Source organism: Gottfriedia acidiceleris, from assembly GCF_004138285.1.
Lineage (GTDB): Bacteria > Bacillota > Bacilli > Bacillales > Bacillaceae_G > Gottfriedia > Gottfriedia acidiceleris_A.
Map to the genome: position 1 here is coordinate 262646 of NZ_SCFN01000008.1, position 13114 is coordinate 275759.

At 33.0% G+C, this 13114-nt stretch carries 12 protein-coding genes and 1 pseudogene; 9 read left to right on the forward strand and 4 right to left on the reverse strand.

Features of this window, described 5'->3' with window-relative positions; all coding sequences use genetic code 11:
• Positions 1-5: 5 nt before the first annotated feature.
• Positions 6-521, forward strand: a complete 516-nt coding sequence (locus EP747_RS14665) for a VanZ family protein (protein ID WP_129690870.1) — start codon at positions 6-8, stop codon at positions 519-521.
• Between the two features lie 160 nt (positions 522-681).
• Here EP747_RS14665 and EP747_RS14670 read toward each other — a convergent pair whose 3' ends face one another.
• Complete coding sequence (locus EP747_RS14670) at positions 682-1458, reverse strand: MBL fold metallo-hydrolase (protein ID WP_129690871.1); 777 nt, start codon at positions 1456-1458, stop codon at positions 682-684.
• A 116-nt stretch (positions 1459-1574) separates the two neighbouring features.
• Here EP747_RS14670 and EP747_RS14675 point away from each other — a divergent pair.
• Positions 1575-1688, forward strand: a pseudogene (locus tag EP747_RS14675) (AsnC family transcriptional regulator); the annotation flags it as partial.
• A 205-nt stretch (positions 1689-1893) separates the two neighbouring features.
• On the opposite strand, the gene EP747_RS14680 reads toward EP747_RS14675, so the two are convergent.
• Positions 1894-2304: a pyridoxamine 5'-phosphate oxidase family protein gene (locus EP747_RS14680; RefSeq protein WP_056465273.1), complete on the reverse strand. Its 411-nt coding sequence runs from the start codon at positions 2302-2304 to the stop codon at positions 1894-1896.
• Positions 2305-2560: 256 nt separating this feature from the next.
• On the opposite strand from EP747_RS14680, the gene cax reads away from it, so the two are divergent.
• The 3 genes from cax to EP747_RS14695 all read left to right on the forward strand — a co-directional run bounded on the left by cax (position 2561) and on the right by EP747_RS14695 (position 5147).
• Complete coding sequence (cax, locus tag EP747_RS14685) at positions 2561-3619, forward strand: calcium/proton exchanger (protein ID WP_129690872.1); 1059 nt, start codon at positions 2561-2563, stop codon at positions 3617-3619.
• Positions 3620-3644: 25 nt separating this feature from the next.
• The gene (locus EP747_RS14690; RefSeq protein WP_235832888.1) at positions 3645-4253 is read left to right on the forward strand and encodes a YczE/YyaS/YitT family protein; all 609 of its coding nucleotides are present in this window, start codon (positions 3645-3647) and stop codon (positions 4251-4253) included.
• Between the two features lie 90 nt (positions 4254-4343).
• Positions 4344-5147, forward strand: a complete 804-nt coding sequence (locus tag EP747_RS14695; RefSeq protein ID WP_129690873.1) for a YfkD famly protein — start codon at positions 4344-4346, stop codon at positions 5145-5147.
• A 129-nt stretch (positions 5148-5276) separates the two neighbouring features.
• On the opposite strand, the gene yfkAB is transcribed toward EP747_RS14695, so the two are convergent.
• Positions 5277-6404 carry a radical SAM/CxCxxxxC motif protein YfkAB gene (gene yfkAB / locus EP747_RS14700; RefSeq protein WP_129690874.1) on the reverse strand — a complete coding sequence of 376 codons (1128 nt, stop codon included), beginning with the start codon at positions 6402-6404 and terminating at the stop codon, positions 5277-5279.
• A 197-nt stretch (positions 6405-6601) separates the two neighbouring features.
• Here yfkAB and EP747_RS24285 point away from each other — a divergent pair, with 197 nt between their 5' ends.
• From EP747_RS24285 to pdaA, 3 genes are all read left to right on the forward strand, one after another.
• Entirely contained in the window at positions 6602-6772 is a 171-nt protein-coding gene (locus EP747_RS24285) for an SE1561 family protein (protein ID WP_088013361.1), read from the forward strand.
• A gap of 202 nt (positions 6773-6974) precedes the next feature.
• Complete coding sequence (locus EP747_RS14705) at positions 6975-8498, forward strand: fumarate hydratase (protein WP_129690875.1); 1524 nt, start codon at positions 6975-6977, stop codon at positions 8496-8498.
• Positions 8499-8995: 497 nt separating this feature from the next.
• Entirely contained in the window at positions 8996-9796 is an 801-nt protein-coding gene (pdaA, locus tag EP747_RS14710; protein ID WP_129690876.1) for a delta-lactam-biosynthetic de-N-acetylase, read from the forward strand.
• A gap of 73 nt (positions 9797-9869) precedes the next feature.
• Here pdaA and EP747_RS14715 read toward each other — a convergent pair whose 3' ends face one another.
• The gene (locus EP747_RS14715) at positions 9870-12599 is read right to left on the reverse strand and encodes a bifunctional glycosyltransferase/CDP-glycerol:glycerophosphate glycerophosphotransferase (RefSeq protein WP_129690877.1); all 2730 of its coding nucleotides are present in this window, start codon (positions 12597-12599) and stop codon (positions 9870-9872) included.
• Positions 12600-12761: 162 nt separating this feature from the next.
• Between EP747_RS14715 and EP747_RS24290 the strand changes: the two genes are divergently transcribed.
• Positions 12762-12911, forward strand: coding sequence for a hypothetical protein (locus EP747_RS24290; RefSeq protein ID WP_165347067.1), 150 nt, complete (start codon positions 12762-12764; stop codon positions 12909-12911).
• The last annotated feature ends 203 nt before the right edge of the window (positions 12912-13114 follow it).

Sequence of the window (13114 nt, forward strand, 5' to 3'; positions counted from 1 at the left end):
TTAGAATGAAAAATTCTAGTCCTATTAAAACATTTATTAAATATTGGATACCAGTTATCTTAATAGCTGGCATTATCTTTTATTCATCGGCAACACCATATGAAAAACAAGATATAAGACCGGAGATAAGTCATTTTACATTTTTATATGATCTAATGAAGCATTTTACCTTTGTCCACTTTAACTACGCTGGACATGAAGTAAGTATAAAAGAGCTTGGAGTAGCAGGATTTACAGAATTCTTTATTCGTAAACTATCCCATTTTTCAATCTATCTTTTACTTGCCTTTTTTGCTACAAGATTAGCAAAGCTTTATGTGAAGAGAGCCTTTTTAGTAGGCGTAATTTTTTCGATCCTTTATGCAGCTTCGGATGAATTTCACCAATCCTTTACTGCAAATCGAACTCCGTTAGTACAAGACGTAGTAATTGATTCGATAGGAGCTCTAATAGGGGCATGTTTATTTTTATTAATAAGTAAGAAGCTTAATGCGAAAGTTCAAAAATCCATTCGAGTTTAATCGAATGGATTTTTTTGTATGAGACGAAGCATCGTTCTAATTCCTGAACAAAAATCAGTGTTTATCAACAAGGTCTTAAAAAGAAAATTCATTTTTATTAAAAGGCTCTGTTATAAAAGATTGTTGATTTTCTTATTCAACTCTTCTAACCGTTTTTAGCTTAAAATGTATAGGATTCTCCATCATCTGGAACTAGAACATGAGAAGAAATCCCTTTTTCATCAATAAAATTTATTAATTCTTCTCTTGATAATGTCGAATGGTTGACAGCTTCCATATGGACCGAAATGATTTTAGCGGCAGGAGCAGCTTTATACACTTTATAGATGTCTTCTTTCCCCATTATAATTGAACCATATCCGATTAATTCGTTATCCCCACCATTGACTACAATAATGTCCGGTTTATGTGTATTAATCTCGTCTTGGACTCCGTCATACCATACCGTATCTCCAGCTACATATAACGTTTTTTCACTTGAGTGTTTAAATACAACCCCACACACTTTACCAGTACGTTCTAAGGCTTTTTCGTCTCTTCCATGTTCGCCTTTTGTTTTCCCTAACTTAATGTCTTCAAAAATTGTATCTTCTTTTAAAATTTCCACATTTTGAAAACCAATATTTTTCACATTTGTAGAATCTTCTTCATTTTGTACAAACATCTTAATATCTTTTGGTAACACATTTTTAGCTACTTCGTCAAAGTGGTCTAAATGTAGATGAGTAAGAATGACAGCATCTATATCCTTAATAATATTTTCAAGTGTTGTTGGTAAATTAACTGTAGGGTTATGGAGATTTTGTTTTACTGGATGCTTTATTGGACCAGCAAAAGGAGGATACGTACCTCTCTCAGCTAACATTGGATCTATTAGAAACTTTTTATTTGCATATTTAACAATGATTGTTGCATTTCGAATTTGAGTAATCTTCATCTTTACAACTCCTTTTCTTGGATTCAAACATAGTTTATACTGTAACCAATAATTGGTACATAGAAAAAAACGAGTCTTTCGAACGTTTTACTTGATTATTGAAAGGATTTGAAAACATGTTAGATCACACGGATAAACTCATCTTAGAGGAACTATCTAAAAATAGTCGAATCACAATGAAAGAGCTAGGTGAGAAAGTCCATTTGACTGGTCAAGCTACAAAGGGACGCCCTACTCCTATGGGAAATGAATGAAGGTAAAGACCCCGCAGGAACGAGGAGGCTCAAGAATCTCGCCCCATGGATAGCGAGCATCCTGTAGTGGAAATCAACACCACTCTACTCCTTTTACGAAAATCTAATTCTAATTGACATGATTGTTTTTCAACAAAATATAAAAATCTTATCTAAATTCAATTAGATAAGATTTCGTTTTTCACAGCTTTATAAAAGTAGGTTCTGTACCTGCTTTCTCTACATAGCCTATTTTAACTGGATTCATTTGAATCAGTACATAGTTAGGATCTTCGGGACCTTCAAGCCATCTAGACAATTCTTCAGTCCATACTTTCTCTTCAGGACTTGCATTTTCAATTACTTCAGCTCTTGCAAACATCTCTACAAAGTTATCATCTAATCGGTCACCATCGTGTCCAAGTAGTATATGTACATTTGGATTATTTTTTATATCTTCTACTTTTTGTGAATTCTTATTTGTAGCGATATAAGGTGTTAGGCCTTTAAAGAAAAATACCATATAACAACTATGCGGAAAGTCTTCACGAATGGTTGTAAATAGACCTAATTGTTTCGCTTTAAGTACTTTCATAATATTTTGTTGAATCATTTTTATTAACTCCCTCCTAGTTCAGAAGAAGGGAAGGTAGAATCTATTCTACCAACCGAATCCCCAACTTAAGTAATTCTAGTTCTCGAGGTCATAATCCTTTGAGCAATATAGGTAAAAAACGAAACTTTTATTCAAGTGATAGATGATTTAGCCATCAACACTTTAAGTGTTTGTTAATTGTTTTACATTTAAACCTATTTTTTTAAGTCTTTTGCATATGATATTTATAAGCAAATTTATTTAGGAGGTTATTATGGCTCATCGTTTATTTTTTATTATTACATTTATCGGTGTACCATTATCGGTAATTGGGAGCTTGATGCATTGGAGCGAAATTTTATTATTTATCATTTACTGTATAACGATTATTGCATTAGCTGGCATTATGGGAAGAGCTACTGAAAGTTTAGCGATTGCAGCAGGCCCTAGAATTGGGGGGCTTTTAAATGCGACATTCGGAAATGCGGTAGAGTTAATTATCGCGATTTTTGCATTACAAAATGGATTATCGGAAGTAGTTTTAGCATCTTTAACAGGTTCAGTAATAGGAAACTTACTTCTTGTTGGTGGACTATCCTTTTTTATTGGTGGATTAAAATATAAACGTCAAAGCTTCAATGTTTACGATGCGAGACATAATTCAGGATTGTTGATCTTTGCGGTGGTACTAGCCTTTGTCATTCCTGAAATTTTTTCAGTTAAAATGACTGCAAATGATAAGATGACACTTAGTGTAGGCGTTTCGATTGTTTTAATGGTTTTATACTTAGCAGCACTTTACTTCAAGTTAGTTACACATCGTGGGGTTTACGTAGCGAAAAATCAAGAGATCATAGAAGAACATGAAGAAGCCGAGTGGGGAACATGGAAAGCCATGATTATTTTAGCAATAGCTACTGTAGCGGTTGGTTATGTTTCAGAAAAGCTAGTTCACACGTTTACGACAGTGGGAGATAAGTTCGGATGGACTGAATTATTTATCGGTATAATCGTTGTTGCAATCGTTGGTAACGCTGCTGAACATGCCTCTGCAATTGTGATGGCGTATAAAAATAAAGTAGGGGTTACGGTAGAAATTGCTGTTGGTTCATCATTACAAATTGCTATGTTCGTAGCGCCAGTTTTAGTGATTTGTTCATTGTTTATAGGGGAAAGAATGCCATTAATATTTTCCATGCCGGAATTAATTTCAATGATCACTTCCGTATTTTTAACAATTGCCATTATGAATGACGGGGATACAAACTGGTTTGAAGGATTAACTTTATTAGCTGCTTATTTGATTATGGGGATCGGGTTCTACTTATTATGAAAACAAAAATTGAAGGTGGTAATACTTGAAAATAATAGTAAGAATTCTATTTTATTTAATTGGATTACTATTTTTAACTTTAGGAATCAGTTTAGCGATTAAAGCTGGCCTAGGAGCTAGTGCATGGGATGCATTAGCTGTTGGAGAGTCGAAAACCTTTGGATTATCTGTTGGAAATTGGATTATCATTAACTCATCAGTACTGTTGTTTGTAAATGGTTTTTTACAAAAGAAAAGACCGGATTGGCTTGCTTCGATTACGTTTATTTTAATTGGACGATTTCTTGATTTTTGGCTAACTATAGAGTCGGAGCATTTATTTGATTCAAATATGGTCACTAGGTATATCCAATTAGTACTAGCCATTTTAAGTATGACTATTGGGATTGCGATTTATTTGCAAGCAAAGTTTCCATTAAGTCCAATAGATGATTTAATGATCTCGCTAAATAAACGGTTCGGGGTAAGTTTAGGAGTGGCAAAAACGATTGGTGAAGTATTTGCTTTAGTGTTGGCATTTCTACTAAAAGGTCCAATTGGAATCGGAACCGTCTTAATTACATTCAGTATTGGACCTATTTTGCAGAGGCTAAGAGGTCCAATTGAGAAACTATATATTAAGCTGAGTTCATAGCAAAATTTTTCATTTTAAGGAATACATATATTTACATAAAATGTTCATGCTAAGAGTAATAATTTCCTTATTTGTGAAAGGGGCATGAATATGTCTAAATGGTTTAAGCCATTCGTTCTTTTAAATATAGCTATTTTAATTATTTCTTTAAATAATGGACAAACAACTTTTGCAGCTAATTCAGATATTAAAGTCCCACGTTCGGCTGCAAATGTGACAAAAGAGAATACTTACCCTAATCCAACTCAAGACCTGCCAGAACTTCAACCAGGGGGATTAGCTAAGCAGTTATTAAATTCATCAAACGTAAAAATTGAGAATCCAAATCTAATTCGTATGTTTAATGAATCCTCTGTCAGCAAAGCACCATTTGCAGTAGGCTATAATGCGAAAATTTTCTTAGGAGTTTGGCCTTTAAATTACGAATCAAATGAGACAACAATCAATTGGCAATATAAAAAAATTAATACAAACTTTCTAGATAATAGAGGAGAAAAAGCGTACAAACGAATAAAATACTACCAAAATTCGCAACAGATTGTTAAAGGTGGTTTAACTGCTAAAGTAAGAAATTCGGATGACGTGATTAATTTAATGATGCATGATGCATCAGAAAAAACAACTCTACCACTAGCATTCCAAACAGTTGTTGGAGCTGGAACTAAAAATGAAAGAGTGTATAATGTACCACCAAAGCAACTCGGCTATTTATATGCTTATGCTCCTGCAGTAAATGAAAAAGGAAAAGTCACATTTGGAGAAGTGTACCTAATCTTAAAAGGTAATAAAAGAACTCTACAAGTTAAAAATGTAGTATCACAAGGTGTAGGTGCATGGATTCCTGTTCAGGATTATGTTTCGTTTGGTTATTTTACTTCGCCACACCCTAGATAATAGAGAAATCCACAAGGTAGATTATTTTCCTTGTGGTTTTTTGTGTTTGAACCGTTTTAAAAAACACTTAGCGTTCGTTTTATGTACACAAAAAAACATGCCATAAATATGACATGTTTTTTCATGGATTTAATTTCCCTTTAAAATCTTAGTACTTCTATTCGAAAAATCAGTTTCAGGATAATAGCTGTTTTTTACAAGAATATTAGGTCCTAAGCATTTAACTGTTGGACAATGACAGCTTAGTTCATTTGCAGTTTTTGATAATGTCCATGTATCATATGCTTCTTGTAATGTATGGGTTTGAATATTTCCAAGATGAGGTACATCACCAAAGTCAGTAACGATGATGCTACCATCAAATACATTTACATTTAAGCGAGAACGACCATCAGGGTCATTTCGTAATGTTACATTTTTACTATTATATAATCTCTGAATGATGTCTAAATCGTTTTGATCATCGCTACATGGATAAAATGGTAGAGTACCAAATAGCATCCAAATATTTTCATCACGCACATCAAGTAAAGTTGAAATTGCTTCGCGAAGCTCTGATTTTGTTAGGACTTCTAGTGTACTAGCGAAATCACTGGCATACATTGGGTGTACTTCGTGCCTCTGACATTTCATTTCTTCTACGATTTGACGGTGGATTTTCTCTAAGTATGGAAGTGTACGTTTGTTTAACATTGTTTCAGCGGATACCATAACGCCAGCATCAGCAAGGCGTCGACTGTTTTCAATCATGTTTTCGAATAATTTCGCACGCTGCGCATATGTCGGCTTACGATCCATCATCGCAAATCCTGCTTCTACAAATTCATCAACAGTTCCCCAGTTATGAGAGATATGTAGCACGTCTAAATAAGGAATTATTTTTTCGTATCTTTCAAAATCTAATGTTAGATTTGAATTAATTTGAGTACGAACGCCACGTTCATGTGCATATTTCAATAAAGGCACAACATAACCGTTCAACATTTTATTTGAAAGCATCGGTTCTCCACCAGTGATACTAATACAACGAAGCTTTTCAATCTCTTCTAAGCGATTTAAAACTAGCTCAATAGGTAGTGGATTTGGATCCTTTGGTTGTAAAGTATATCCGACAGCACAATGCTCACAGCGCATATTACAAATCGTGGTAGTCGTAAACTCTACATTTGTAAGTATGTTTTTACCATACTCTTCAACATCTAAATATGCTTCCCAAGGATCATATGTAGGTGTTATTTGTTGTAATAATTTTTTCATGTGATAACTCCTTTAGGTACAAAACTGCACCCATAAGTATTAGATTAATTTAATTTTCCTCAACTATTATAAGAAAGAAAGTTAAACCTTGTATAGGAATAACTTCCTAAAATTTAAAAAAATGTCGAAAGTTTACGATATATAGGAGAAGAAGGGTATAATAACTTTATATTTGTATTAGAAAGGACGAGCATTTCATGTCAAACACAGTTGAACAATTATCCTATATTAAAGAACGTTTTAATTCAGTAATGGAAACAATCGAATCATTAGAAGCTGAAGAAGTAAGCTTAGAGGAACTAGATCAATTATTATCAGTTTTAGATGACTTAGAAAGTAAATGTCGTGAAGTTAATCGCCCAGATTGAGTCCATTATAATGGGCTTTTTTTATTGGAAAACGAGCAGAATGTGTACATTGTTTAATGGTTAACAATTGAAGTAGCTAAATATTTGCCCAAATCAGAAACTAAATCTGAAGGGCTTTTTTTATTCCGTTTATTAAAAATTGTATTATAATGAAGAGGGGAACATTCAGTATTTTTATAAAGGGTTTTAAGGGGGAGCATGAATGCAACACATACAGGAAAGTATTTATCAATTAATTGTAGAAACATCAACAAATCTACCAAAAGACGTACGTAAAGCAATCAGACAAGCTAAAGCAAGTGAAACTGCAGGTACAAGAAGTGCCATCGCATTGGAAACGATTACAAACAATATAATGATGGCTGAAGGCGATGTTTCACCAATTTGCCAAGATACTGGTATGCCAACTTTTAAAGTGAAAACGCCAGTTGGGGTAAACCAACTTGTGATAAAAGAAGCAATTTATGCTGCAATTGAACGAGCTACAAAAGATGGTAAGCTTCGTTCTAACTCTGTAGATTCTTTATTTGGTAAAAACAGCGGAAATAACTTAGGACCAGGTACTCCTGTTGTTAAATTTGAGCAACACGAGAGTGACTATATCGATATTCGCCTAATCTTAAAAGGTGGCGGATGTGAAAATAAAAACATCCAATACAGCTTACCATGCGAACTTGAAGGACTTGGAAAAGCAGGTCGTGATTTAGATGGTATCCGTAAATGTATTTTACACAGCGTATACCAAGCACAAGGACAAGGCTGTAGCGCAGGTTTCATCGGAGTTGGTATTGGTGGCGACCGTACTAGCGGTTATGAGCTTGCGAAGGATCAATTATTCCGTTTATCTGATGATGAAAATTCAATTCCAGAGCTTAAAGCAATGGAAGATTACATTATGGAAAACGCTAATAAGCTTGGCGTAGGAACAATGGGCTTTGGTGGAGAAACAACTCTACTTGGCTGTAAAATCGGTGTGATGAACCGTTTACCTGCGAGCTTCTTCGTATCAGTAGCGTATAACTGTTGGGCATTCCGCCGTTTAGGAATGAAAATCAATCCTGAAACTGGTGATATTTCAGAATGGCTATATCGCGAAGGCGAAGAAATTAACTTTACAAATGAAACTGATGAAACAACTGAAGCACCTCGCGAAGTGAAATTAGTAGCTCCAATTACAGAAGAACAAATTCGTGATTTAAAAGTTGGAGATGTAGTTTCAATTAGTGGCATGATGTACACAGGACGCGACGCAATCCACCATCACTTAAAAGACCACGATTGTCCAGTAGATTTAAATGGACAAATTATTTACCACTGTGGACCTGTAGTATTAAAAGATGAAGAAGGCAAATATCATATTAAAGCAGCTGGTCCAACTACAAGTATTCGTGAGGAGCCATACCAAGGTGATATCATGAAAAAATTCGGCATTCGCGCTGTAATCGGTAAAGGCGGAATGGGTGCAAAAACATTAAAAGCTCTAGAAGAGCACGGCGGCGTTTATTTAAATGCAATCGGTGGAGCAGCACAATACTACTCACAATGTATTAAAGAAGTAAAAGACGTAAACTACCTAGAGTTTGGTATTCCTGAAGCTATGTGGCACTTACAAGTTGAAGACTTCAAAGCAGTCGTAACAATGGATTCTCATGGTAATTCATTGCATAAAGATGTAGATAAGAGTTCACTTGAGAAATTAGCTACTATGGCTGAGAAGGTATTTTAATCATTGAGTTTAAGGGCAATGTCATTTTTGTGGCATTGCTTTTTTTTGTTTTGTTTAGAGTACATGTATAGGAATGAGACTTGTAAATAAAGGAATGAGAACTGCAATAAAAATGTGGTTAGTGCAAATAAGAACAGAGCTGCAAATAAAATCACGAAAACTGTAAATATAAAAATAGCATATCTGCAATTAAAAATACGAAAACTGCAATTAAAAAAAGCATATCTGCAATTAAATAAATGAAAACAGCAAATAACCCCCTCCAAGCATGTAAATAAGTAGTTAAATCATGAAGAAAAAGTCTAACTTTAGGGTAAATTAATGGTCCTAAGTTCAAAAAAGTTCAGATCAAATCGAAAAACACATCTAGTTCGACTAGCATCTCCTTTTCATCAAAAATCCTTGTTAGAAAAATTTAGTTTTATATCAAAAATACACCAATTTTTTTCATATTTCTAATTTATTTACAGATACTATTTTTAAGTGAGGTGAATGAATTGAAAAAAATTATTGTATATATTCTTACTTTCTTCTTAGTATTTCCTAGTACAACATTTGCTTATAGTAATACGCCACACGGCTGGGGGATTGTTCGTGCGAAGAATGAGATTCCACCTGATGCTGGTGAGCAACTTGATAAATTGTTATCAAATACGGGGTCAGTTTATTTAGGGGATACTACTAAAAAAGATGTTTATTTAACTTTTGACAATGGGTATGAAAATGGTTTTACACCAAAGTTTTTGGATGTTTTAAAGAAACATGGTGTTCATGGGACTTTTTTTATAACCGGGCATTACATTAAGGAAAATCCTGAATTAGTTAAACGAATGGTTAATGAGGGGCATATAGTCGGAAACCATTCATGGAGTCATCCTGATATGACAACGATTGGTGATCAAAAGATTATTGAGGAATTAGAACAAGTTAAAATGGCATACCAAGAATTGACTGGCCGATCAGATATGAAATATTTCAGACCTGCAAGAGGTGTTTTTAGCGAACGTACTTTGCAACTAGTTAATAAACAAGGATATGAAAATATTTTCTGGTCATTGGCATATGTTGATTGGAAGGTTGATCAACAAAGAGGTTGGAAATATGCTTATGATAATGTGATGAATATGATTCATCCTGGGGCGGTTATTTTAATGCATACGGTATCAAAGGATAATGCAGAGGCGATGGATGCAATTATTACCGGATTACATAAAAGAGGATATCGATTTGGAAGTTTAGATGAATTAATGATGGAGAGAAGCGGATTTGATCCGAACTTTTATCTACCTAAAAAATAAAAAGCTAATGATTAAGTAGTTTTATTAACTGCTTTAATCATTAGCTTTTTTTACCTTTAAGGACTAGTTTTATTTAACGGTTTGCGATTGCTTCGTAGTTTAGTTTTGCATGTTGCTTAGGTGTTTTAATTACAAATGGGTTTTCGACTGTATTTTCTAAGAACTGTTTATCTTTATTAGCGAATTTTTTTATTCCGTTAAGAACTTGCTCTTCTTCAGTTACAACTTCTCCAAAAAGTAAATCTTGTGTAATTGGTCCTTGATTGTAATGCTCATAATAAAATCGCTTATAGTCAAACTGATAGAAAATAACTGGTTTTTCCATATATGAAAAATCAAATGAAACTGTCGAGTAATCAGTGATTAATAAATCTGATCTTTTTAATAGAGATTGGACGGTCTCTTCACCTTGACGGATCACTTTTATTCTTTTATGAAAATCTGGAACATCCTTCATATAAATTTGAGTCTGGTAGTGCGGATAGAAAATGATATTTAAATCATTTTTTTCTAAGATTTGATGTAACTCAGGATTACTAAGTAAAGAAAAATAACGGTTAAAGTATTCAGAGTTCATTAATTGTTGAGTACTTTTATTCCAGTTTCTCCATGTTGGCATGATTAAAATGGTTTTGCCATTCCCTGTATTTTCAAGCGCATCCCATCTAGCCAATCCAGTAACGGCTACTTCATTTTCAGCATAACCGAATTCGTTAACAATATGATCTTTTTCAAAATCAGATGATACGATAAACAATGAATAGCCCATTCGATTTTTATTCAGTACATGATTTACACGACTAACTCCAATAACGCCATGTTGAATAAGGATTTTTTGATTTTGCTGCCATTCAGGATGACATTTTAAAACTTGTAAGTACTCGTGGGTGTACATGTTGGCACGCTCTGAATAGGCATTAATTGTTTTATCACAAGTTAATAAGTAAAGTGTGTGCTTTAAACTTCCATATTGTACAATGTTTCCGAATTCCTTAATATATTCGTAATCCTTTGCCTTTTTATCAATCAAATAATAACAGTTATCTCTAATTTTATTTTTTTGAATGTACTTGAATAAATGGTATGAATTATCTTGTGCCGTATCTTTTCGTTCTCCAATTAACCAAATATGCTTATTTCGATAGTATCTTTGGGTTAAACGATATAGGTAAAAAATAAGGAATGACTTCCATTCTCTTCTTAGTACAAGTAAGCCAAATTCATAAACGATATCACGGAATGATTTTTGGATCTTTGTTTTTAATTTTCCAAGTAAGCCTGTTTTTTTGATTCGAATGTGTAAATTTTTCTTTGGAAAATAAGGTACGATACTATGTGTTTTAGTTGTTGCTGGTTTTGAATTTGCCTTTGTTGAAAAATAGAAAATATGAAGTGGTTTTTTTAACGAAATATCTCCTACTTTTACTGAAATAAACACTTCATAATCGCCATCAGGTAATATTTTACTTAGCTCAATTGTAGTTGTCTTATAGCCACCATCGCTATAATTGATACTATTTTTTGAGAAAAGATAGGACAAATCAGATCGCTCAAGAGTTTCGAGTGTAACTGTAATTAGTTGACCATTTGATTTATTTTTAAACTGTAATTCCTTGATAGAATCTAAATTATTAATTTCCTCGATAAATGCGAAGCCACCAACTTGTAGATGGTCTCCTCGTAACGAAAGGATTTCAATTTTTTGATGCAAATTAAATTCCTTAATTTCTAGGTATTCTTTATATTTCGGAAAATGCTTTGCAAAATAATGATAATATTTTCCCTCTATCCTCACTGCTCCTTTTTGTAAGGTACGATCTGATAATAGAGTCATCAATAAATGAAATTCTTCTGGATTTTGATTAAGGAAAATAGTATAAAATACTTTGCTAATTTTAGAAGTATTATTTTTCATAAGATTTTCAGACAAGTTTTTAGCAAAATCCGATGAAATCCTTAAAAGTTCATTGTACTGTTCAGAAGGGAAATAATATGCCTTTGTCAGTAAAGATGTTAAATAATAATCCCATAATTTTTTCTCAACATGCGAGTAATGAGAAGTGATATCTTTCAGATTATAATAGTTTATTAATTCTGTTTGAGTAACGAGAAGATTATCAAAAAATTCTAACGTACTAGTTTGTTTAATGACATCACTGTTTGTTAAATCTCTCACTTTTATTACGATATCTGAAGTTACGTAAACTTTATTTGAACAAATAAAAGATTGTTGAGTAAATAATAAATCTTGTTGTTCTGTTAAAAGCTCATTGAATTGCAAATGATTGTCGTTTAATAAACTTCTTTTAATAATCATATTTTTAATAGAAGGATTTAACAGAAGTTCTGGATGTTTATGAAACTCACGTAATGTTGGTAAATCTTTTTTTATGATTGATTTTAATTCATGGTGCTCCCATTTTCTTGTACCATTGAATAATTGTATATTTCCTAAAGCAATATCAGTGTGATCCTTTATTGCACTGTTATATAAATTTTCATAGGCTGAAGGATTTACAATATCATCCGCATCGATAAATGCCACAAACTCTCCAGTAGCTTCATGTAAACCTATGTTACGTGCTTTGTTTTTTGCCATTAGCTCTAATGATATGGAGCGAAAATTTTTATGTGAATTCGAATATTTCTCAATTATTTCTTTACTATTATCAGATGAACCGTTGTCAATAATAATCATTTCAATATCAGTTAATGATTGACCTTGTAAACTGTTTAGGCAATCTTTTAAAACATCTTCATGATTATGTGCAACAACGACTACACTAACTTTGGCTTTTTCCATAATAGTCTTACCTCACTAGTCTCTACTTTCAATTAAATAGTTTATCATAAATTATAACCTAATGCGTCTTCGAAAGAACATAATTTACGAATGGTAAGTAGGTATCGTACTTGTATTATCTCCCATTATTAATAGAGATATTTTAGGAAGAAGAGAGTAGATGTGAATAATAGTTTTGAGAGAGTAGCTGCAAAAGTATGGAAAAAAGATTCAAATTATTTTTATGCAACACTTGACTTTGAAAATGATAATCGTTATCATTTAAGTATAGCAAATATCAACACCGCTGTTGTGATATTTGATCAGTTTTGAAACCTGATTGGACTTGAAAGTTTCCCCATTCCCTTAAAATTTAATGTGTCAAAGAAAGCTTGACTAGTCCCCAAGCTTTTTTTGTATTTTCAGTCTGAAAAAGCAACTAACTAGAGATCATTCTCTAGTTTTTTTTTGCGTTTTACACAAATTTTCTTAAGCGGTACTTGTTATGCTATAATACACTTCAGAGTAATTAAGGA